The following is a 20,988-nucleotide window of genomic DNA, read 5'->3' as shown; positions in this document are numbered from 1 at the left end:
TGAGCCATCCGGACGACGATCGGGCCGTGGACGCCTGCACACCGAGCCCCAACTCCGAGCCGACGAGGTCCCCGGCGGCCCACGCCCCAACCAGTACCGAAATCGTCTTCTCACTCGCCGAGACCATGACGCATCAGGTTTGTCAGCGGACCACCGGCCGCTCCTTCGCGCAGTTCGACGACTCTCCGCAGCGCATGGGGGTTTCCGGCGTCGGCGGCGGCACGGGCCAGTCGTTCGGCAGCCACATGGTCCCCCGTGGCTTCACGCAGCATGGCCAACTGCTCCAGTGCGTGGGTGCCGCCGGCGCATGCCGCAGCGTAGGCCAGTCGTTCGGCACCCGCACGGTCCCCCGCGTCGTCACGCATCTCCGCCAGTCGCCCCAACACATTGGCGTCGCCGGCCTCGGCGGCGGCGTAGGCCAGTCGTTCGGCACCCGCATCGTCCCCCGCGCCGTGCCGCGTCTTGGACAGCCACACCAGGGCGAGGAAGGTCCCGGCGTCGGCGGCGGCGTAGGCCAGCCGTTCGGCACCCGCCGGGTCGCCCGCACGTTCGCGCAGTTTGGTCAATTCGCACAGCGCGTCGCGGTTACCGAGGGCGGCGGCCGCGTGCAGCAGCCGCTCGGCGCCGGAGCGATCGCCGGCACGCCGGCGCAAGTCCACCAACTCTGGGATCACGCGGTCGCGCCCCAGTTCGTCGGCGGCGTGGGCAAGTCGCTCGGCGCCGACATGATCACCCGCTTGTTCGCGCCGTAAGGCCAGGTCCTTGAGCGCGTGGCGGTTGCCGGCGGCAGCCGCGGCGTGGGCGAGTCGCTCGGCATCGGGGTGCTCACCTGCCTGTTCGCGCAGGAGTGCCAATCGCCATAGCGCGTCGCGGTCGCCTGCGGCGGCCGCCATTTGCAGAAATCGTTGTGCGTCCTCGTGCTCCCCCCTGTTCTCGCGGCTACTGGCCAGCCGCATCAGGACTGCGGGATAGCCGGTATCGGCGGCAGCCTGGGCAACGCGTTCGGCGTCCGCGTGGCCGCCCGCGTCCTCATATGCCTTGGCGGCGACCAGCAGCAGGTATGGGTGGCCTGCTGCGGCGCCGGCTCGGGCCAGCCGTTCGACGCCCGCGAGATCACCCGCCGGCCTCATACGCCGGTCGATCAGCCAGTGCGCGGCCTGCCGGTTGCCGGCGTTGAAGGAGGCGCGCATCAGGCGTTCGGCCTCCTCGTGGTCGCCCGCCGAATCGCACCTCCCGATCATCATGCCCAGAGCGTCGGGGTGACCGGCCTCGGCGGCGGCGCGCATCAGTCGCCCGGCTTCCACGTGGTCGCCCGCCTCCTCGCGCAGCGTGGCCAGTCGGGCCAACGAGTGAGGATTTCCTTCGGCAACCGTGCGGAGCAGGCGCTCGGCCTCCGCACGGTCCCCCGCCTTCTCGTACAGGGTGGCCAGTTGATCAAGTGCCACCGCGTCGCCCGTTTCGGATACCACCGTGCCCAGCAACGCTTTCGCGTGGTCCAGACGCAGTCGGGCCCGCGCCGCGTCCGCGAGCCGGTGCCGGTCCATGGGACCGTGTGCGTGCTCGAGCGCGGCCTCCCAGAACGCCGAGGAGGGACACAGTGCGCCGCGGGTGCGGCGGCCGTGTTGTTCCAGGACGTCCGCCAGGCGATAGACCGGAGCCCGGTCCACACGTTCGCGGTGGAGGGGGCGCATTCGGGTCAGGGGCGCGACGGCGGCGCCCGGGCAGCGGGCCGTGGCGGCGGCCATGGCGTTCTCGAACCAGCCCGCCACGACATGCTCGTTCCACTCGTCGTCGGTGAGGTAGTCCTCCGCCGCCGCCTCCAGAAAGCCCCAGGGCACGCCGGGGCCATGGCCCAGGCGGCGCGCGTCCATCGCGGCCTCGATCACCACCCGCAGCGGCGCGGAGGCATTGCGGAAGCGAGCCAACAGGGCCGGAGCACCCGCCAGATACTGGGCGACGGCCCCATCGCGACCCTCGGCCATGGCCTTGGCCAGGCGCGGGTCCGCGGTGGCGGCCACGCGCAACGCCTCCAGATCGACCCCGACGAACGCGGCCGGCACGCTCAGGTCGGAGCCCGTCAACAGGGCCCGTGCCTGGGCGTGTTCGTCACCGGGCCCGGTCAACGCGGTCCAGTACTCTGGCCACAGCGTCGCCAGCACCAAAGCCGGGCCCCGCGCGGGATCCCGCAGCAATTCGCGCAGACCGGCCGCGACCTTCTCGCCGGTGCCGTCGACGGTCAACAGGTAGAACTGGGCCTCGTTCAGCCACACCACCGTGCGCGGACCCACCCGCGACAGCCCCGCCAGGGCCGCGTCGGGGCGGCCGGGGTCGATCGGATGCCACAACCGCCAACCCGAGGGCAGACGCCGGATCGCCTCCCAACAGGCCCGCGTCTTACCCGTGGAGGACGCCGCCACCAACGACACCAGCGAGCCCGAACCCCCCACCGCTCGCTCTACCGCCATCCGCAACCGCTCGTCGTGGGCCCGCGGCACGTACACCGGCAACTCCGGTAACCCCTCCCAGGCGTGTTCGGGAGCCTCGATCGCCCGGTGGACCTCCAACGCGTACGGATCCGTGAACACGCCGATCGGACGCCCCGCACGCCCCTCCTCGTCACGGTTCCCGACCGGGTCCTGGCCCTGGTGGCCGCGACGGGGACGACCACGTGGGCGGCGTTCGCTCACGGCCTCCAATCGCCGCTCCTCCCACACCCGGGAGGGCAACGGACGGCGAACGGGGTCGCGTTCGGTGGCCAGACGCTCCAGCAACTCCACCACGCACCGCAACCTGCGCGGATCCGAGGGGACCGAGACACCGGAAAACCAGCCGCTCAACGACGACGGGCTCAACTCCACCACCGGCCGCTGGGCCGCGCCGTGGCGGACGAGTCGGTCGTAGCCGGGCGAGCCGGCCTGCTCGTACAACTCCCGCAATTGCAGCTCGAGCCGTTCACTCGCGCCGCCCTCGCCGCCCATCCACGCCCCCGGTTCGACCCACTTCGGATCGAATCGATTCCGAAATCCCCGCACCGACGGGGCCACCAGCGTAGACACCCGGACGACCCGGGGGAGCGGTCGCCGAAGAAATCCCGAACGGGGCTCCCTGGAGACCGACACCACCCCACTCCGAAGGGGTGCGACGACTCGGGAGACGACCATGGATGACACCACGCCCACCCCCGCACCCCCCGCCACCCGACGAGCCCGCGTTCGGACGCGGGTGGTCCGCGCGAGCCGAGCCCTCGCGGCGAACGCCGCGCGCGGTGCCGCGACCGGAGCCGGCACCGCCGTCGGCGGCTGGATCACGTGGTGGCTGATCAACCACTGACAGGATCGTGGAATGGAGATCCGAGCGGGCTGTGCGAGCGGTCGCATCGGCAGTGCAATGGCGTGAACCGCACGGGGATTGGGGAGACCGGCAGGCATGACCGGTTATCCGGTGGTGCTCGGTTTCAGGGGGAGGGAAGATCGATGTCGGACGTCTGGGTCATGAATTTGAGTTCCAGCGAGCCGGTTCGCGCCGATGCGATCACGTACATCGGATCCGGCCCGCGGCACGTGACGATCGCGCGCCTCGAATCGAACGACGTGGAGGTGGTCACGGTCGTCGGCAGTCACCACGTGCGCGACCGGGGCAGGTTGCCGGACGACTTTCACCTGGCCTTGTTGCTCAAGATGAGGGCCTGGTCGTCCGGCCAGTCGCTGATGACCGAGGCGGCTGGCACTGGTCCGCGACAGCGGTGTCGAAGCTGTACAGGAGCGGTGCGAGTCCGGGCGATCGCCGCCCCCGGACACCGGCGAACTTGCGGCTCCCCAGAAGTAGCTTGCGGGTATCCGCAAGTTCGCGTCGTGGAATGTCGACCCCAGGCTCGACATTCCACGACGGGATGTTGCTTTGCGGTGGCCCGATCTTGTCTCGGATGCAGGGTTCGGGCCGTAGTGTCGGCATGCGCCGACACTCTCCTGCTCGGGGTGCATGGATCCGCGCGGGATTCGTTCCCCCTGGCCGGATCGCCGGCACGGAGTGCCGGCGGAAGCGGACACCGCACGCCGAACCTCGCCCGTCGGATCGAGATGCGGGGCGCTCCGCGCAATCTTGCCTCCAGCGGCAAGAAGTTCCGTGACTGTCGGCGGCGGCCGACATGTTCTTGCCGGACGTGCAAGGTTTCTGCCTCATGGATGCAAAGTCCGACCACAGGCCCGAATCGCCCGTCACGTCGCGACCGACTCGCCCTGCCACGGCGACAGCGGGTCGAGGGCAACGGCGGTTGGACAAGCATGAACGTGGCCACGAGCGCGAACGACGCCCGCCCGTTCGACGTGCGCCTGATCGGTTTTGATGCGCGCGACCTGTCCCGGTGGCCGGTGAGGCTCGGCAACACCGGGCGCGGCGCCGACGTCGAATCGGCGCCCGGACAGGGGGCGCCGTGAAATTTCAGCATCCGTGGTGTCTGTTGTGCAACGCGCCGCTGAGCGGGACGCAGCAGGGTGAACACGTATGGCCACGCGCGCTGCTCAGGCGTTGGACCAGCCCGTACTTCACCACCGACGTTACGCAGGGCAGCGGGTGCGAGCGCGAGACCACGACGGTTCACCGACGGAAGTCGAAGCGGGAGGTGCACATATCGCCTTTCCCGCCGGTGATGGCTCCGGTCTGCGCCGGGTGCAACGGGCGCTTGAACGCCACGTTCGAGATACCCGCCCAGTCGATCGTCCTCGATTTCCTCGACCGACTCACCCCGCTGAACGGACAGGACGTCGATGCGTTCGCCCGATGGTGGATCAAGACTCTGGTGTTGCTGCACCACCCACACACCGAGTACCTGGACCTGAGAGACGTACACCCGCGGTTCCCCGACCGCCTGCGATGGGAACTCCCGCCGGGCGGGCTCCAAGCGTTCGTGAACACCGGACAACCGCCCGCGGATGTGTCGCTGTGGCTCGCCGTGACGCACCCGAACGCACCCGCGCGGACCCTCACACCGTTCGACCGGTTCGGCCTGCCCACCACCGTGGCCGCCGCCGCTCTGACGGGTGTCAGTCTGGGAACCGGCAGCGGATTGGGCGTGAATACCCCGATGGCGTACCTGGACCTGGTCCTGCACCCGGGTAAGACGGTACGACACCCCTTCGAGGCGGCCGGGTTGGTGACGCGGCTCTGGCCGGCGCCTCCAGCCCTCGTGGATCCGAGTGCCCTTTCGCGGTTGGACGCGGACGCGATCGAGGTCATGAATCGAGCGTTCGTCCGCGTGCGGCCTTGAGTCCCTGTCGGAAAGCGCAGTTCAGAAGCCCTGCAGCCAACGGACAGGGACGGAAGTGACCGAGATTCGCATCACGACTCGCGTCGCCATCGGTGTCTGGCGTCCGTGCCTGCGGGCGATCTCACTGTGGCCCGTTCGGTCCTGTCGTTTTGCCTCAGGTTCTCTGATCTGCTCTCGTCCGCAGGGGAACAAAGGCCTTGAGTGACAGGCGTCTCGGCCTTGTCCGCGTCTGGCTGCTCGGATGGCCCGGCGGCCGACGACATCCCGGAGGCAGACGGCACCGCGTCGTCGAGTGCGGCCCGAGTAGCGGGACCGAGGGTTCGACCCGCAGTCAGTCCCTTGGGAAACATGCAGGTCGCAGGTGTCGGTGTGATCAGTCGGTTGGAGGGGCAGGTTCGACGGCGCCGGCGATGGGTTCGGAAACGCCGTATTCTACGGAACGGGGCGGATTACGGACGTTCCGCAGCTGGCGATTTCGCACCGGACTCGAAGCCCGGCTTGCTTCCGTTCCCGAACATCGACGTGCAATCCAGTCGGAAGCCGAGGGCGCCGTGCGGTCGGCCCATCAGCGGCCCGCAACCGATATCTCGGCGGAACCTCGTTGCGAGCGTGGCGTCTTCTCGCCCACTCGGCCCGGTTCGATGGTGCTGGGGTCGACCGCTTCGCCCGGGGCCCCGTCCTCGTACAGTCCGGTGGGCTGGGTGTCGCGGTCGTGGGGCAGCAGGAAGAAGACGCGGCGCAGGTGCAGACCGCTGTCGGGGTCCGCTTCCGCGTGTTCGTCGAGTTCCGTGTATCCGATCATGCGGCCGGCGCGCTCGTATCGGGGTTTGCCGCGGCGGCGCGGCGTCTTGTCCAGGGACTGGCGGACGTAGTCGAGGCCTTGGGGGTCCTCCACCCACACCACGGTGGTCTCGTGGTCGAGATCACTGTCGTCCAGCAGCGAACTCATGTGGGCCTCATCTCGTCGTCGGGGCGGTGCCGCCGGGTGGCGGTCGCGACGGTGCGTCCCGATCCATGGTAGGCGGGAGGTGTCGGAACGACCGAGCGGATCGGGCGTGGCGGCTGTGCGCGTGGCGGGCTAGTCGACGTCGTCGGGGAGCAGTCCCAGCCCCGGGTAGTACCGCGCGCCGTTCGACCTTGTCATGTCGGTCGGTGAGGACAGGCCGAGTTCGTGGCGGACGCGGGTGGCGAAAGCTCGTCCGGAGGCCGGGCGGATGCCTTCGCCACTGGCGCACCACGCGCTGTAGGTGGCGTAGAGGAGGCCTTGTTCGACCTTGAGATCCCGGGCCCCGGCGGTGCCGCCGGTGGTGGTGCAGCGTTCCCCGAGGAAGCGGCCGATGTGGTCCTCGGTGGTGGCGTAGGCCTTGGTGGCGGCGCGGACCAGGTCGGGGCCGTCGAGAGGGTCGCGGGTGGTCAGGTAGCGGCCGGCGCCCTGGATGAGCCATTGCAGGATGCCCGGGCCTTCGCTGTCGACGAGTTCCTTGGCCAGGTTGTCGATCTTGCGGGAGGCGGGGACGACGCGTTCGAAGGGGATCAGGCGGATGCGTCGCCAGAAGGCGTATCCGCCGGTGCCGACCTCGGGGCGGTGGTTGCCCAGGAGCCACAGTTTGTGGGTGGGGGTGAAGGAGAAGAAGTCCTGGCGCATTCGTCGGGCCATGATCCGGTCGCCGCCGGTGAGGAGTTTGACGCGGGCCTCGTCGAACCTGTCGTTCGGTTTGAGTTCGCTGCACACCACCATGCGTCGGCCGTGGAGTTCGGTCAGTTCGGTGGAGTGCTCGTTGTACTTGCCTTTTTCCATGAGGAATCCGGGCGGGGCGGCCTGCGCGTAGTCGCCGAGGATCTGCGTCATCACGTCCAGGAGCACGCTCTTGCCGTTTTTGCCCGAGCCGTACAGGAACGGGAGGACCTGGGCGCCGACGTCACCGGTGATCGAGTAGCCCAGGAGGAGGTGGAGGAAGTCGATCGTCTCGCGTCCCTTGGCGTCGTCGCCGAACGTGTCGGTGAGGAACCTGTGCCACCGGGGTGTGGGGGTGTTCACGGGGGCGACCAGGGTGGCGCGCGAGTGCATGTCGTTGAGCGGGTCGGGCTTTTGGAGCGCGCCGGTGTGCAGGTCCACGACGCCGCCGGGGGTGCACAGGGCGTAGGGGTCGCCGTCGAGGATGTCGGCGCCCAGTGCGAGGCCGGGGGCGGCCTTGGCCTGGACGAGCATGGCCTTGATGCCGGACGTCGACATCGAGCGCTTGCGGTGCTCGCGCAACTCCCGGGTGCGGAAGATCTCGCTGGGGTCGGTGGTGGGCATCTGTTCGGCCATGTCCCCGGCCGCCCACACCACCGCCTTCTCGCCGCCGGCCCGCATCCACCGGTAGCCGTCCCAGGCGTACCAGCCCAGGCCGTCCACGTGACGGAATCTGTCGCCGTACATCGACGCGAACAGTTTCGCGTTCCCGCGGTCGCTGAGCATCGTGGGCAGCTGACCGGCGGGGGCGGGGTGCCGCGTCGAGGACGGCGGCCCGCCGTGTTGGGCGGGCACGGCGGCGTGTGGTGGGTCTTGGGTGGCGTGCATCTGTTGGGCCGCCATGGTGGCGTCGAAGCGCCGCTCGTCGCTCTGGCCGTCGCTGTTCATGGGCGTTCTCCGTGGAGCGGGCGCCGCGCACCGGCGGAGAGGGCGGAGGCGATGACGGATGCGCTGCGGCGTTGCTGCTGCGGGCGGGCGGTATCGGCCGCTGTGACGAGGAGTTCATGCGCCCGGGCGTCGGTGAGCCGGCCTGCTGCGACGAGGCCTCCCGCGGTGTAGGCGGCGCGATTAAGTTTCTCGCTGAACCCGGTGCCCTGGGGGCTCGCAGCGCAGGCGGCCACCTTCTCGAGCAGCGGGGCAAGGCTTCGCAGGGCGTCCCGGGTGTCGCCCCCGTTCGAGTGGGTGGGCGGCGGGGCCGGTGGTGGTGCCGAGGGGTGGTCCGTGACGGTGTGGCCGGTGCGGCGGAGGTCGTCGGCGAGCCAGGCCGGAAGCGGCGCGGGCACCCGAGTTGCCCCGATGGGGCGGTACGTGCCCGCGGGAACGCGGGTGGTCGGCGCGACGATGTATCCGCCGTGGGCGCGGATGTCGACCTGCCAGGCCAGGGCGGTCTTCGGGCTGGAGCCGGTCGAGGATCGGTAGCGGTCGCCCGGGTCGGTTCGATACCAGATGTGCATGCCTCCTGACGGCGTCCGGACGCGCAGGGTGGAGGTGTCGTCGACGGGGTCGGGTTGCCCGCGGTAGGCCGCGAGGAGGGCGAGTGTGTCGAACCCGGAGGCGAGTCCGGTCAGGTCGACGCTGTCGTGGATGGGAATACCCGGGAGCAGCCGATCGCGATGGGGCACGGCGACGGAGTGCGCGTCGACGTCGAGGACGAGGAGGTTCGCCGGGCCACAGGAAACCCCGACGCCCAGGCCGGGGTTGGCGCCCCACCACACGTCGACGAGGTCGAGGTCGGTGGTCGCGGCGTGGAACCCGTGACACCAGCGGCCCGCCGCCCGGCACGGGCATTCCCGGGGGTCGTGCCGGGCCTGGCGGCAGGGTTCACAGTTGGCGGCCGGGACCTTCCGGCCGGACGCCAGAGGGTGGACCGGCCAGCCATTTCGCGCGCACCAACGGGCGACAGCGCGGGAGCGGGTGTCCCCGTGCCGTGTGGTCTCCTGGCTGTGGCTCCGCACGGTCTTCCTAGTCGAGGGACTGGGCCGGTCACCTTCGGCCCCTGGGGAAAAGCGCTGGTCAGAGCGCTGCTCAGGGATGTTCAGGGACGCAAGGGACTGAAGTTTCCAACGAGAGTCAGAGCCTAGCGCAGTGCGCCCGGCCTGCCGGCACGACACCGCGATGATTCATTCCTTCAGTCCCTTCAGTCACTCCCACGCGCCGGACCCGGCGGCGGACGGCTCGAGACCACGGGCAGGCGGCGCGCTGGCATCAGGGACTCTCGTTCAGTCCCTGCTCCCGCCCCTCTGGTTTCGGTCCCTGCGGAAAAGCGCAGGTCAGAAGCCTCGCCATCAACCTGGCAGGGACTGAAGGGACTGAGATTCCGCATTATGAATCGCTCCACGGCAAGTACTTCACGCCCGCGTATACGCGCACGCACGATCACAGGAATATGAACTTCAGTCCCTTCAGTCCCTCCCGCCCCTGTCACCCCGCGCCACCAGGCTTCTGACCTGCGCTTTTCCGCAGGGACCGAAGGCGGGGACCGAACAATCCCAGGGCGCGAACCCGAGCCCGCCAAGTTGTCCCGCCCCCGACGACCGAGCTCGTCGCGTGGCCACGGTGCTCGGGCACAGCTGCCACCCCCGGGGCGGCAAATGCATGAATCAGGGATTTGGGTCCCTTTTCCCTCACCTGCGACCCGGGTTGCGAGGAGGCCTGACATTTCGCCTGACGTTTCGGCGGGGGCACCGCCCCGGCGCACGGTGGACGCCTCGGACCTGGCCGCGCAGCGGCGCCGCGCCGGATACACGCAGGTGACGTTCGCGGCCGCGTTCGCCGCGGAGGCGGTGCGGTTGGGGATCGGGGCCGGGGTGAGCGTGCGTCAGCTCGCCCGCTGGGAGAAGCCCGACCCCCCGCTTCCGCACGCCGGCCAGCAGGCCGTCCTCGAAGCACTGCTCGGCGTGCCGCTGCACGAACTCGGGTTCACGGTCCCGCCACACCGCCGGAGCGTCTGCGCGCCCATGGGCGAGACTGAGAGGGTGCGGCGCAGACGGTTCGTGACCGATGTGACCACCGCGGCGGGCGCCACGGTGCTGGTACCCCGCGGTGCCGGGGGTTCGAGGGTCGGAGCGGCGGACGTCCGCGCCCTGCGAGGGCGCCTGGCCGGCCTGTACACACTCGACCACGCGCGCGGCGGGGGCACCGCCCGGGTGCGGGCGTTGGAGTTGGGGCGCGAGATCGACCGCCGGCTGAACCGGGGCTCGTGCACCGAACGGGTGTCGCGGGACCTCCAACTGCTGCGCGGCGAGGTGTCGTCGCACCTGGCATGGTTCGGCCGCGACGCCGGACTGGAGAAGCAGGCACGGGCGGCGTGTCTGGAAGCGATGGCGACCGCCCGCATGGTCGACGACGTCCTGTTGGAGGTTCGCGCGTTGGCGTCGATGTCGCTGCTGGCCGCCGACGCCGGCCGGGCATGGGAGGCATCCTCCGCGGCGCAGGCCGCACACACCCTGGCGCACCGCAGGGCCGGGCCCACCGTGCACCTGGTGCTGGCGCTGCGCGAGGCCGGCGCGGCGCAGGTCGCGGGCGACCTGTCGACCGCTCGCCGAGCGTTGTCGCGGGCGCTGTCGCTGCTGGGGCGCACGGACGTCGACACCGACGTCCCGGCCTGGGCCGTGTTCGCCCGCAGCACGGTCGAGGTCGACTACGCGCAGGGCCGCTACTACGAGCACGCCGGGCAACCGGCGGCCGCGGTGCCGTATCTGCGGTCCGCCGTGCGCGGATTGGGCGGCGGCTACACCCGCAACACCGCGCTCTACCGCTCCCGGCTGGGGCGCGTGCTGGCCGCGGCGGGGGACGTGGAGGAGGCATGCGCCGAGGTCCACGCCGTCCTCGACGGCGCGACCGGGGTGCATTCGGCGAAACTCGCCGAGGAGGTCATGGCGTGCGGGCGGGCGGTGGCCGGCGCGGACACCGCAACCGCACGCGCGTTGCTGGAGCGCATCCGGCACGAGAGCGAGCGGGGGAGCGGGGTGTGGGCGCCGTGAGCATCGAGGTCCACCGGGGGCCTGCGGCCGCCGCGTTCGAGGACGAGACGAGCGCGCTCTACGGCGCGGTGTTCGGCCAGCCGCCGTACGACAAGACGCCGGCCGAGGTCGCGGCGAACGCCGCCCGCTTCCGCGCACAGACGAAGAAGGCGACCTTCCGCCTGGCGCTCGCCCGCGACGCGGGCACGGCGGTGGGGATCGCGTACGGGTACAACCTGTCCCCGAACACCGGCTGGTGGGACACCCTGGTCGAGGCGGTGCCCGAGGAGGTGCGGCGCGAGACCGGTGAGCGCACGTTCGGGCTGATCGAACTCGCGGTCCTCGCCTCGTACCGCCGGGCCGGCGTCGGGCGGGACCTGCACGCGGCGGTCCTGCGCGGGGGCACGCACGAACGGGTGCTGCTCAACGCGCGCCCGGACGCCGGCCCGGCCCAGGCCCTGTACCGGAGCCTGGGCTATCGGCGTGTGGGCACCGCGTACCCGTGGCGGGGCGCGGCGCTGCACGACGTCCTGCTCCTGGCCCCGGCCGTGCCGCAGTAGGTCGTCCCGCTCGCTCAGGGCTCGCGGCGCGCGCGACGGTCCCGCTCGGAGCCGGTCTCGGGGACCGGTGTCCGTGCCTGAGGGCAGGGGCCGTGTGACGGCCGCGCCCTCGCGATCCTGCCTCGACGAGGACGGTGGGCGACGAGGACTAGTTACGCTGACGGCGCCGCGTGGACTGGGGATGTTGCCCGTCGTGCCAGCCGATCCAGGTCACGGGCTGGCCAGCACGACGGCCAGCATCGAGGCACCCAGAAGAAAGGGTCCGAACGCGAGAGCACGCTCCCGAGCCGCTCGTTCGACCAGCGCCCTCCCCAGGGCGTAGAGCCCCGCGCTCACGTAGGCGAGGAGAATGGCCTGGAGCAGCGCGGCCCACGACAGCCACCCAACCGTGAGTCCGACCAGCCCGGCTGCCTTCGCGTCTCCCAACCCGAGTCCACCGCCGGTCAAGGCGAGTAGGACGTGCGCGGTGAACGTCACCGCCATGGCGAGCAGCGCACGCAGGTACGCGGTCCCGTCGAGCGGGATCGCCAGCAACAGCGCCAACACCGGATAGCCCGGCAGGGTCAACGAGTTCGGCAGTCGCATCAGCCGCGCGTCGCACGCCACGAGCCCGCACGCGAGCAACGTGAACGCAAGGAACGCTGGCAGCTCGGCCCGATAGCCCAGGCGCCAGACCACGGCGGAGCCGGCAATCAGGACCCCGATGGCGATCGGCAGGCGGTCCCGTCGCAAGACACCGCGGGTATCGGGATCGAGGTCCAGGCCAGGGAGCCGCATACCGCCGGAGCCTCTCATCCGGCGTCGACGTCGTCGAGGGTCACCGGCGCTTCAATTCTCCGAGTTACGTGGAGGATCGGCGCGAGGGCCTTGGCAGTGAGCAACGCGGGCACGGCGCCGCTACCGGTCGATCCGGCCGAAAACGCGCGGGTCCGCGACGCCACACCGTGGCGTATCAAGTTCATGGCTGGTCTCGCGGCCGTCGGTCGGCCGACCCGCCCCATCACGTCGACCGACCACGCGGGCTCGGGCCCCGAGAAAGAACCGGGCATCTCCACGGCGTCCGCGCAGTCGCCCCGGGCTCGTTTGACCAGGTTGACCTCCGCGACCAGTTCCGCGTACAGCTCCCGGGCATCCTTGCCATGTCCGTTGTCGAGGGTAACCACCAAGCCGAGCAGTCGAAGCGGTCACTCGGTATTTCTCGTTCCTTGTGCAATCCGACCGCAGCCCGTCCGTGAACGCGGCCCAAATGTGGGGAGGACCGAGCGGCACCTGCCTGGTGACGATGCTGCTGCCTGAGATGACCCACACGTGACATGCCCGACCTGTGAAAGCCCACCCAGACAGCGTCGGAGTGGACAGTCCGCAGCATGCGACTTCGACTTGAGTACGACGGGTGTCCCGCAGCCGGTACCGCCGCTCCGGGGCCAGCGGGTGCTTCGGCGCCGGCGTTTGTTCGGTTGCAGTCGGCTGTATGGCGACGAAGTATCCGCTGGCCGGAGCGCGGGCGTTGCTTGAGATGCACGTGCTGTGTCGCGCTCACCAGCTGAAAGACCGACTGTGCCCCCACGCGCAGCCTACGCGCGGTGGGACATCGGTCGCCGGGATGCCAGCCAAGGTGCGTGGCGGGCTTCTTCCTTAGAAGGCCGCCGACGCCATTTTAGGCCATCTTTGCTGGTCAGAGAGCATTTCAGGTCAGCAGTACGGGTCCGCGGAGGCGTTCGTTCGAGCCTACGGAGAGAACACCTGAGCGTTTCTTGGACAACGTTTTGCGGTCCCAGCGCCGCATTCGCAGGCCTCGTTTTGCGGTCCTGGAACCGCAAAACGAGGACAGTGCGAACGAACGTCTGGCCGTTCCTTCGACCGGCCAAGGCACGGGGAGACGTTCCCTCACTGCGCCGAATGAGGTTCCTGCGCCGCATTAATGCGGCGCAGGAACCGCAAAACGCTATGCTCGTCGCGCTTGGATCGAATTGGAGGTTCTATCTGATGCCCTCGTCTCCCCGGGGCTCGGCTGCGCGCAAAGGCGTGGCCCCTCTCCGGAGTGTCCCCCGGAAGGCCGACCCGTCATCTGATGACGCTGTTGCTCAGACGGCCCTGCGGGCCTTTCGACGCGATGTGCCCAAGGTTGGCTTGGCCTCGGCCATCGCGCACTTGCCGGGCGATCGTCGTGCGCACGTCGTCATCGAACCGGCTAGAGAACGTCTCGAGATGCTCGGGGGTGCGTACAGTCTCGACAGCAGCGCGTTCATGGCCTGGGTCGCCGTCAACATCAAACAGGTCACCATCCTGCGAGTTCTCCTGCTGATGATTGCAAAGCAGGAGTACGGCGGTTCGGTCAGGATCACCCAAAAGCAGCTCGGCGAGATCCTGAAGGTGCAACGGCAGCACGTGAACGCCGCCTTGGGGGAACTGTTCGCTCTCAACGTGGTTCGCATGGTCAAGCGAGGCCGCTACCAGCTCCATCCGGCTGCAAGCTTCCGAGGCAACGGCAGGCAGCAGGCCGAGGCGTTCGACGGTCTGGCGGAGGCCCTGACCGAGTCGGGCGTTCCCCACGAAGAGGTGTGCGCGATCCGCAACCTGGAGACTCTGCCCGCAGAGAGAAAGTGAGGTAGCCGCCATGTCATCACAGGGGGTCACCCGGGCACCGATCAACGCCTTCAGCATGATCGCCGAGCTGGGTTTGCCGCTTGGGCAATATCGCATCCTCCTGTGGCTGATGGGCGCGCAGAAGGACGACGGGATGGTCTACGCCACCCAGCAGGCGATGTCGGAAAAGCTGGGAATGGATCGCACCACGATCCAGAAGACACTGGTCTTCCTCGACAAGATTCATCTGGTCGAAAAGGTCAAAAATGGCGTTTATCGGCTGAATGCCATGCTTCGTGGATACGAATCCGACGACGACATGTGGGCGGCTATCGACGGCATGCCCGAGGACGAGCGGCTGGACACCGCGGACTACATTCCGTGGGTCAGGCGGCTGCAGCGGCCGTTGAAGGCCGTCGCCGGATAGGCGGTAAACGAAAGCCCCGAGTGGATGAGAACTCGGGGCTTCCGTGTTGCCTGGACCAAAGTGGTCCGGCCAGTATGCCTGATGCCCGTCCTCGAAGACAGGCGGGGCCACCCGCATGCTCCGCACTCTTCACGAGGTACGCGCCGCCGTGCAACGGCCCACCGGGAACGTCGTCGGTGCGCCACGGCAGGGTCCTTGCTGTGGGAGCCGCCCACCCGTCGGCCTCGTCGACTCGCCATGGGACGCAAGCAGGCCAACCGACGCCCCGGACCCGGCGAGCACGCGGAACTGTCGGTCGGGTACGGCACATTGCCCGCATGTTCACCGGACTTGATGACATCGACTGGGCTTCGATGGAGCACGCGTACGGCTCGGCCGAGGAGGTGCCGGCTCTCCTGCGGTCCATGGGCTCGGCGGACGTGGAGGAGCGGAACAAGGCGTTCGACGAGTTCTACGGCGTGGTCTACCACCAGAACAGCGTGTACGAACCGACTGCCGCGAGTCTGCCGTTCCTGTTCGAGTTGGCCTGCGATGCCGGGACGCCCGACCGTGCCGCCGTGGTGGAGTTGATCGTCGGCATCGGGGAGGACGCCCTGGCATTCCTCGACCGCCCCTACGAGCCCTACCCGGCATGGCTGGACGCGGTGGCCGAACTACGGCGACGCGCCGACACCCTCGTCGCGTTCACGGCCGATCCGGACGTGTGCGTGCGGCGGGCGGCGATCCCCGCCCTGGCACTGTTCGTCGACGACGGCGGAGCCCGGGCTGTCGCGCTGCTGCGTGACCGGCTGCCGGCCGAACATGGGCTCGTCGAACGGTTGGCGGTCGTCGAGGCCATGGCGACGCTCGCCCTGCGGCTCCCGGCCGTCTCCGAGCAGGCGCGCACATGGCTCGCCGCCGTGGTCACCGCCCCGGACGCGGACGCGCAGACCCGACTGGCGGCCCTGGCCCAACACACCCGCTGCACCCCGGACTCGGCCGGGCGGGAGATCGTCGCAGCCGCCGTCGAGCTGCTCGAGGAGATCGCGATTCACGCCCCCTCGGAACGGACATGGCGGCATCCCGCACCTGAAACGGCGACGACGCAGGATGTGCCACCGCAGGTCGTCGCCGCGTTCGACCACCTCGAACGGTCCACCCGCGTGTACGCCTACACCACCCGTACGCTCCGCACCCTCCACGAGGCACTCGCCGAAAGCGTCGCACCGCGCACCGAGTTGCTGGCGGCGCAACTGCGCAGCCCGGACCCGGGCTCGCGACTGGACGCGATACGCATGAGCGGCGACCTCATGAAGGACTGGCGCGGCGACCACACACCCCTGGTCCTGCTGGTCGCGGAACAACTCGGCGCACGGGATCGGGAGGTCGCCGCGGAGGCCGCCGCCGTTTTGGACGCCTGCCACGCGATCGCGGGGCAGGCCCGGGAGACACTGGGCGCGCACGTCGCGGCGCAGCGCGCCGAGCACGGCCCCAACGTGTGGGCGGATCCCGACCCGGAGTTGCGGCGGGCGCACCAGACGGCGGTGTGTGTGCTGGCCCGGTTCGGGGATGCGCGGGCGCTGCCGTCTCTGCTCGTGGCGTTGGACGGCGGCGTCGACGCCTGGCGGGCGTTCCAGGTCGCGGGCCGGCTGCCCCAGTCAGCGCATGTCCTGGTGTCCCGGTTGTGCGGGCATCTGCGCGATGCCGATCTCGCGCGGTCGTGGTTCGAGGGCACCGCGCCTGCGCTGTTGGACGCCCTGTCTCGACTCGGGGACGCGAGCGCGGTGCCCGCGATCAGCGACACGCTGGCGGCCGCCGCACGCGACGAGCACCGGGACAGCACCGTTGCGGCCCTGAAGGCCTTGGCATCGTTCGGGCCGGCCGCCGCTGACGCCCTGCCCCTGGCCCGGCGGTTGACCTCGGCTCCCGAGACCCGCGTCCGGATCGCCGCAATCGAGACCCTGCACGCGCTCGGCGGCGACCGTGACGAGGTGCGCGCGGCAATCGTCGAACTGGCGGAATCCGAAGGGGGCTACTGGATTCGCGAGGTGGGCGACCTGCTGGGCCGCATCGGCCCACCTGTGGCGCCCGTCCTGGTGACGCACCTGCGGGAAGCGCTGACGCACAACTACGAGTGGCAGCGTGTCCACGCCGCCACCGCGCTGTGGGACCTCTTCGGGGAGCCCGAGACACAGACCGTGCTGGACACGCTGCTCCGGGCGTGGGAGGAGAACTCCTCGACGGCCAACCACATCGTGGCGTGCCTGGACCGCATGGGCGCGGCCGCGGAACCCGCGGTGCCGACGCTCCGGGCCGCCCTGGCGCTCGCGCACCGCGACGGCTGGGCCAAGGCGATCGAAAGCGATGAGGAACTGCAGCGGATCACCCGGCGCGTCCTCGCGAAGTTCGACTGACCGGGCCGCCGGACACCACGGGCTCGGGACGCGTCGAGCTCGTCCGGGATCGGCGCCGGAGACCGACGAGGCGGGGCCCGCCGATGTGATTCGGGAGAGTACGGGTCGTGATCTCGTCGGGGGCTGAACGAGGCGAGCGGATCTGCGTTACCGTCGCCGCGCGTCGGGGATGCAGGCCCGACGGGCCGAGACCGGGGGCGGCGCGCCGGTGTCGCCACCGAGATTCACGGAGGGGTGAGCATGGGGCTGCCCGAGATCGACTTTTCCCGGCTGCGGCAGGCGGGCGACGAGGGTAGGCGGTCCGGCTTCGAGTAGTTCGTCTGCGAGCTGGCGCTCGAGGACCCTCCCTGTGACGGCGCCGAGTTCGTGAGCCTCGACGGCGCCGGTGGGGACGGCGGCGTGGAGTGCTTCTGGACGTGCCCCGACGGTACGAAAGTGGGCTGGCAGGCCAAGTTCTGGCTCACCAAGAACCAGATCGATGCCGCCAAGGCCCAACTCGACAAGTCAGTGGAGACCGCACTGGATCGGCACCCCACGCTGGTGAAGTACATCATCGCCATTCCGTTCGACCCGCCAGGGCCCACCAAACGAAAGAACCAGAAGTCGGTGTACGAGAAGGTCCTCGGCGAAGAGGGCTGGCGCGCCGGCTGGGAGAAACTCGCCGACGAACGTGGCATGAAGGTCGCCTTTCAGGTGGAGTGGGCCACGAACCTGATCGCGCGCTTCAAGAGGATCGACACCACGGGTGCGCGCACCCGCTACTGGTTCGACGTCGAGGTTCTGGCCGACCGGTGGTGGCAGCACCATCTGGAGGAGGCGCTGGAGGCGGCGAGACCCCGCTACGTGCCGGAGTTGAGCGTGCGAGTCCCGGCGACCCGGCACGCGTTGGCGGCCTTGTGCGGGGACGACGAGTGGCGCGAGCGGCTCGACGCCGACGTCTCCCGACTGGAGAGGCTCGTCAACGTGCGGCCGTTCGGAAAGAACCCGGAACCCGATGGCCTCGACGCGGTACGGCAACGCGGCTTTGAACTGTCCCACGCGCTGGTTCGATGGCGGGACCACCCGGACGAGGACTCTTTCGCGGCCCTGCGGCCGGCACTTGCCGCAGCCCGGGAAGAGGCCACAGGCCTTGAGGCGGCCGAGGTCGCCGCGCTGACCGCGGCGTACGGGCCCGCGTGGGACAACGCCTCCTGGCGTGACTGGCAGTCCGGGTACGAGGTGTCGATGCCCGCTGCCGTCGTCGATGCCCTGCGCGTGTTGAACACGTTCCTGGCGGAGTTGTTCGACCGTGTCACGGGCCCGGCCGAACGCCTGCGCATCGCGCGCTGCATGCTGCTGACCGGCGCAGCCGGCACGGGCAAGACTTTCGTCACCCTGGACTACGTTGCCGAGCGCCTGGCGCACGGGCGTCCGAGCGTGTTCGTCCACGCGAACCTCTTCCGCAACGGATCCGTTCTCGAGCAACTGCGCGAGCGCCTGGACCTGCCCCCGGACCTCACCGGTAACGATGCCCTGGCCCTTTTGGACCAGGCCGGGCGCAGCGCCGGGAGTCCGGTGCTTGTGGTGAGCGACGCGCTCAACGAGTCCAGGCCGCGGACGGTCTGGCAGGACGAACTCGACGCGCTGGCCGCCAAGATCGCGCGGTTCGAGTACCTGCGCGTCGTCTTCACCTACCGGTCGCACTACCGATCCCAGGTCGTCCCCGACGAATGCGGCATCCCGGAGATCGAGCACTGCGGCTTCGAGGGGATCGAACACGACGCGATCAAGGAATACGCCGGGTACTACGAGTTGGAGCCACCGGCCGCGCCCCCGGTGCAGACGGAGTTCAGCAACCCGCTCTTCCTGCGCCTGCTGTGCGAAGCCTTGAAGGAGAAGGGGACCCTCTCGCTGGCGGACGCGTCCATCGGCCTCGACGACCTGGTCGACCTGCTCCTGGATCGCATCAATCGTCGTGTCAGCAAGCAACTGGACGCCCCCCCGGCCCGACCGGATCGTCCACCGCGCGATGCAGGCCGTCGCCGAGCGACTCGGCGGCGGAACGACCCCGTGGATCGACCGCATGGCGGCCCAGGACCTGCTGAGGGACATCTGGCCCGATCGCACCGCCGAAAAATCCCTGCTGGAGGCCCTGGTGGGCGAAGGACTGCTGGCCGAGGCCATCGACCCGGACGCCACCGGACCGCAAGACGTCGTGGCGATGGCATTCGAGCGCCTCGGCCACCACCTGCTCGTCCGCGAGGCGACATCCGCGCTCGCCGGCCCCGACGACGTACGCCGGGCGTTCGCGTCCGGCTCGCTACGACACCTGCTGGGCCTGGACGACCTGCCCGACCCGGGACTGCTGGAAGCACTCTCGGTGATTCTGGGCCACCGAGGAATGGAACTGACCGACTTCCGCGACGAGGTCGGCGAATGTCCATCGCCTCGGAGGCGGTCTCCCTCGCCTGGAGCGCGCCTTTGACGCAATCGGCCGTGGCCCGGGTGATGCTCGAGGGCGAGCGCCACGGCAGGCCCGCGACCACCGCAGCGACGGCCCGTCCGGAACGAGCTCACCATCGACAGGACCTGGCTGGAGGCGTGGCTCACCGAACAGGAGATGAGCATCGTCTGGCTCGAACAGTTCGGCAAGGACGTGCTACGCAACCACCAGCGGGACGGGCACCCCGGCCGGCTCCTGCGCTCTCGCGCCCGCCACCGGGACGACGACGGACTCGTTGCCTCGGTGGATCCGTTCACCCATCGAATCGCCGGCTGGATTCCCAACGGCGCCCGGCACGGTGCGACCGCCGACGAGTGAACGACGTGCCAGATAACCGTGGCCGCTGCGGTTCGCTACTCCCCTGTGGTCCGGGTCGGGCGCTACCGTGACGCGATGAGGCCGCCCCTCATACACCGGGGGGCGGCCTCGTTTTCGTTCTGGCGAGTGGATCAGCCCTTGAGCGCTTCCGTGAGCTGGATCCAGGCGTCGTTGGGAACAGCGAAGTTGCCGACTGTGAGGTCCTTGCTGTCCCGCACTGCGACGGCCGTTGCCGTGGGCGCGGTCTCGACGCAGTCGTCGTTACCTGCGCTGAACGTGCTCTTACGCCACGCCAGAGTGGGGTTGGCGTCGGTAGCCAGGTTCATGTGGTGTCTTTCTTGATGGTTGCGATCAGTGCACGGCTATCATCCGGGCTCAGCGCGTGCTTGCACAGGTTGGTGAACAGCCGATCGAACCGCCGCACTTCGCGAGGTTCGTTCATGAAGGTACTTCCCGCCACGCCCTGGCCGAACACGACGTCGGGTTGTTCACCGTCATACGAAAGGATCTGGAACGGGCTGGTGTAGGAGCCGCCGGCTCCGGCCGTGAACGGGATCACGCGCAGTGAGACGTTCGGGAGTTCGGTTGCCTCCAGGAGCCGAGCAAGTTGTTCGCGATGGACTGCCGAACCGCCCACTTCGAACCGCAACACCGCTTCCGTAACGACGGCTTCGAGTTCGAGCCGTGGTTCCGGTCCCTCGAACACTCGGCGCTGCCGTTCGAGTCGAATGGCGACGAGATCATCGATCGTGTCCCGGCTCAAACCGGCAAAATCGACGGCCGTGACACCCTCGGAGTAGTCCGGTGTTTGCAGGTGAGCCGGGATCACGTTGATCTGGAAGTCGCGACGACGGCGTGCCGATTCCTCGTACTCAAGCAGCGCGGCGTAGTTCGCGGACAGGACGTCGGCGAACTTGGCCCACCAGGGCGGATCCGCGTCCCAGACGGCGATGGCCAGTTCCTCGAGCGATTGGCGTTTGTCGCCGGTCACGCCCAAGGCGTCAGCGAGTGCGTGGAAGTACTCCTCGGTACACACGCGTTCGCCGGTCTCGGTCCGTGTCACGGTCGACGGGCTCACGCCGAGGTCGGCCGCCACGCTTGTGGCGGTGCGCTTTCCTCGGATCTTGCGGAGCTCATCTCCGAGGTCTCGTCGGGCCTTCAGGTTGCCCGGACCTGTTGTGCTCGCCATGTCTCTCCCTCGTCCTGGTGTGCGGATGAGCGACTGCGCTTCCCAACAGCATCGCGGACGGCTTGAGCGTATC

The 20,988-nt window shown here is 69.5% G+C and carries 20 protein-coding genes; 10 read left to right on the top strand and 10 right to left on the bottom strand.

Going from position 1 to position 20,988, the window contains the following annotated elements:
• Positions 1-110: 110 nt before the first annotated feature.
• Positions 111-2,978, bottom strand: coding sequence for a transcriptional regulator (locus OG928_RS48065; protein ID WP_331738512.1), 2,868 nt, complete (start codon positions 2,976-2,978; stop codon positions 111-113).
• Positions 2,979-3,159: 181 nt separating this feature from the next.
• On the opposite strand from OG928_RS48065, the gene OG928_RS48060 reads away from it, so the two are divergent.
• Entirely contained in the window at positions 3,160-3,330 is a 171-nt protein-coding gene (locus tag OG928_RS48060) for a hypothetical protein (RefSeq protein ID WP_331738510.1), read from the top strand.
• A 124-nt stretch (positions 3,331-3,454) separates the two neighbouring features.
• Here the strand turns inward: OG928_RS48060 and OG928_RS48055 are convergent, their stop codons facing one another.
• Positions 3,455-3,604: a hypothetical protein gene (locus OG928_RS48055; protein WP_331738507.1), complete on the bottom strand. Its 150-nt coding sequence runs from the start codon at positions 3,602-3,604 to the stop codon at positions 3,455-3,457.
• A 676-nt stretch (positions 3,605-4,280) separates the two neighbouring features.
• Between OG928_RS48055 and OG928_RS48050 the strand changes: the two genes are divergently transcribed.
• Positions 4,281-4,433 carry a hypothetical protein gene (locus OG928_RS48050; RefSeq protein ID WP_331738504.1) on the top strand — a complete coding sequence of 51 codons (153 nt, stop codon included), beginning with the start codon at positions 4,281-4,283 and terminating at the stop codon, positions 4,431-4,433.
• On the top strand, positions 4,430-5,263 hold the full coding sequence (locus OG928_RS48045) for a hypothetical protein (RefSeq protein ID WP_331738501.1): 834 nt from the start codon (positions 4,430-4,432) through the stop codon (positions 5,261-5,263). Before OG928_RS48050 ends, OG928_RS48045 begins: the two co-directional genes overlap by 4 nt.
• A 565-nt stretch (positions 5,264-5,828) precedes the next feature.
• Here the strand turns inward: OG928_RS48045 and OG928_RS48040 are convergent.
• The 3 genes from OG928_RS48040 to OG928_RS48030 form a co-directional block, all read right to left on the bottom strand.
• On the bottom strand, positions 5,829-6,212 hold the full coding sequence (locus OG928_RS48040) for a DUF6009 family protein (protein WP_331738500.1): 384 nt from the start codon (positions 6,210-6,212) through the stop codon (positions 5,829-5,831).
• Between the two features lie 129 nt (positions 6,213-6,341).
• Positions 6,342-7,886, bottom strand: coding sequence for a phage/plasmid primase, P4 family (locus OG928_RS48035; protein ID WP_331738498.1), 1,545 nt, complete (start codon positions 7,884-7,886; stop codon positions 6,342-6,344).
• Positions 7,883-8,953 carry a bifunctional DNA primase/polymerase gene (locus tag OG928_RS48030; protein ID WP_331738495.1) on the bottom strand — a complete coding sequence of 357 codons (1,071 nt, stop codon included), beginning with the start codon at positions 8,951-8,953 and terminating at the stop codon, positions 7,883-7,885. The genes OG928_RS48035 and OG928_RS48030 overlap by 4 nt, the downstream gene beginning before the upstream one ends.
• A 744-nt stretch (positions 8,954-9,697) precedes the next feature.
• On the opposite strand from OG928_RS48030, the gene OG928_RS48025 reads away from it, so the two are divergent.
• Entirely contained in the window at positions 9,698-10,981 is a 1,284-nt protein-coding gene (locus OG928_RS48025) for a hypothetical protein (protein ID WP_331738492.1), read from the top strand.
• Positions 10,978-11,520 carry a GNAT family N-acetyltransferase gene (locus OG928_RS48020; protein ID WP_406292242.1) on the top strand — a complete coding sequence of 181 codons (543 nt, stop codon included), beginning with the start codon at positions 10,978-10,980 and terminating at the stop codon, positions 11,518-11,520. The genes OG928_RS48025 and OG928_RS48020 overlap by 4 nt, the downstream gene beginning before the upstream one ends.
• Positions 11,521-11,730: 210 nt before the next feature.
• On the opposite strand, the gene OG928_RS48015 is transcribed toward OG928_RS48020, so the two are convergent.
• Both OG928_RS48015 and OG928_RS48010 read right to left on the bottom strand, forming a co-directional pair.
• Positions 11,731-12,252, bottom strand: a complete 522-nt coding sequence (locus tag OG928_RS48015; RefSeq protein ID WP_406292241.1) for a prepilin peptidase — start codon at positions 12,250-12,252, stop codon at positions 11,731-11,733.
• Between the two features lie 59 nt (positions 12,253-12,311).
• Positions 12,312-12,686, bottom strand: coding sequence for a hypothetical protein (locus OG928_RS48010; RefSeq protein ID WP_406292239.1), 375 nt, complete (start codon positions 12,684-12,686; stop codon positions 12,312-12,314).
• A 964-nt stretch (positions 12,687-13,650) separates the two neighbouring features.
• Here OG928_RS48010 and OG928_RS48005 point away from each other — a divergent pair.
• The 3 genes from OG928_RS48005 (at position 13,651) to OG928_RS47995 (ending at position 16,926) form a co-directional block, all read left to right on the top strand.
• Complete coding sequence (locus OG928_RS48005; protein WP_406292237.1) at positions 13,651-14,127, top strand: hypothetical protein; 477 nt, start codon at positions 13,651-13,653, stop codon at positions 14,125-14,127.
• A gap of 55 nt (positions 14,128-14,182) precedes the next feature.
• Complete coding sequence (locus OG928_RS48000; RefSeq protein WP_331738478.1) at positions 14,183-14,533, top strand: replication/maintenance protein RepL; 351 nt, start codon at positions 14,183-14,185, stop codon at positions 14,531-14,533.
• Positions 14,534-14,850: 317 nt separating this feature from the next.
• Entirely contained in the window at positions 14,851-16,926 is a 2,076-nt protein-coding gene (locus tag OG928_RS47995; protein ID WP_331738475.1) for a HEAT repeat domain-containing protein, read from the top strand.
• Positions 16,927-17,430: 504 nt separating this feature from the next.
• On the opposite strand, the gene OG928_RS47990 is transcribed toward OG928_RS47995, so the two are convergent.
• Complete coding sequence (locus OG928_RS47990; RefSeq protein ID WP_331738472.1) at positions 17,431-18,894, bottom strand: hypothetical protein; 1,464 nt, start codon at positions 18,892-18,894, stop codon at positions 17,431-17,433.
• On the opposite strand from OG928_RS47990, the gene OG928_RS47985 reads away from it, so the two are divergent.
• Positions 18,881-19,390, top strand: a complete 510-nt coding sequence (locus OG928_RS47985) for a hypothetical protein (RefSeq protein WP_331738469.1) — start codon at positions 18,881-18,883, stop codon at positions 19,388-19,390. The two genes, OG928_RS47990 and OG928_RS47985, sit on opposite strands and share 14 nt — an antisense overlap.
• A 135-nt stretch (positions 19,391-19,525) precedes the next feature.
• Entirely contained in the window at positions 19,526-19,726 is a 201-nt protein-coding gene (locus tag OG928_RS47980; protein ID WP_331738467.1) for a hypothetical protein, read from the top strand.
• Positions 19,727-19,857: 131 nt separating this feature from the next.
• Here OG928_RS47980 and OG928_RS47975 read toward each other — a convergent pair whose 3' ends face one another.
• Positions 19,858-20,052, bottom strand: coding sequence for a DUF397 domain-containing protein (locus tag OG928_RS47975; RefSeq protein ID WP_331738464.1), 195 nt, complete (start codon positions 20,050-20,052; stop codon positions 19,858-19,860).
• A complete protein-coding gene (locus tag OG928_RS47970; protein WP_331738461.1) occupies positions 20,049-20,915 on the bottom strand; it encodes a helix-turn-helix transcriptional regulator in 867 nt (288 codons plus the stop codon). Before OG928_RS47970 ends, OG928_RS47975 begins: the two co-directional genes overlap by 4 nt.
• Positions 20,916-20,988 lie beyond the last annotated feature (73 nt).

Source organism: Embleya sp. NBC_00896 (assembly GCF_045207785.1).
GTDB lineage: Bacteria > Actinomycetota > Actinomycetes > Streptomycetales > Streptomycetaceae > Embleya.
Note: the sequence above shows the minus strand (reverse complement) of the source record. Positions and strands in the feature narration are given on the sequence as shown.

Coding starts and splice junctions, on each gene's coding strand:
- OG928_RS48065 (WP_331738512.1), bottom strand. CDS start 2,978: ATGGGCGGCGAGGGCGGCGCGAGTGAACGGCTCGAGCTGCAATTGCGG.
- OG928_RS48060 (WP_331738510.1), top strand. CDS start 3,160: ATGGATGACACCACGCCCACCCCCGCACCCCCCGCCACCCGACGAGCC.
- OG928_RS48050 (WP_331738504.1), top strand. CDS start 4,281: ATGAACGTGGCCACGAGCGCGAACGACGCCCGCCCGTTCGACGTGCGC.
- OG928_RS48040 (WP_331738500.1), bottom strand. CDS start 6,212: ATGAGTTCGCTGCTGGACGACAGTGATCTCGACCACGAGACCACCGTG.
- OG928_RS48035 (WP_331738498.1), bottom strand. CDS start 7,886: ATGAACAGCGACGGCCAGAGCGACGAGCGGCGCTTCGACGCCACCATG.
- OG928_RS48000 (WP_331738478.1), top strand. CDS start 14,183: ATGATCGCCGAGCTGGGTTTGCCGCTTGGGCAATATCGCATCCTCCTG.
- OG928_RS47995 (WP_331738475.1), top strand. CDS start 14,851: ATGTTCACCGGACTTGATGACATCGACTGGGCTTCGATGGAGCACGCG.
- OG928_RS47980 (WP_331738467.1), top strand. CDS start 19,526: ATGAGCATCGTCTGGCTCGAACAGTTCGGCAAGGACGTGCTACGCAAC.
- OG928_RS47975 (WP_331738464.1), bottom strand. CDS start 20,052: ATGAACCTGGCTACCGACGCCAACCCCACTCTGGCGTGGCGTAAGAGC.
- OG928_RS47970 (WP_331738461.1), bottom strand. CDS start 20,915: ATGGCGAGCACAACAGGTCCGGGCAACCTGAAGGCCCGACGAGACCTC.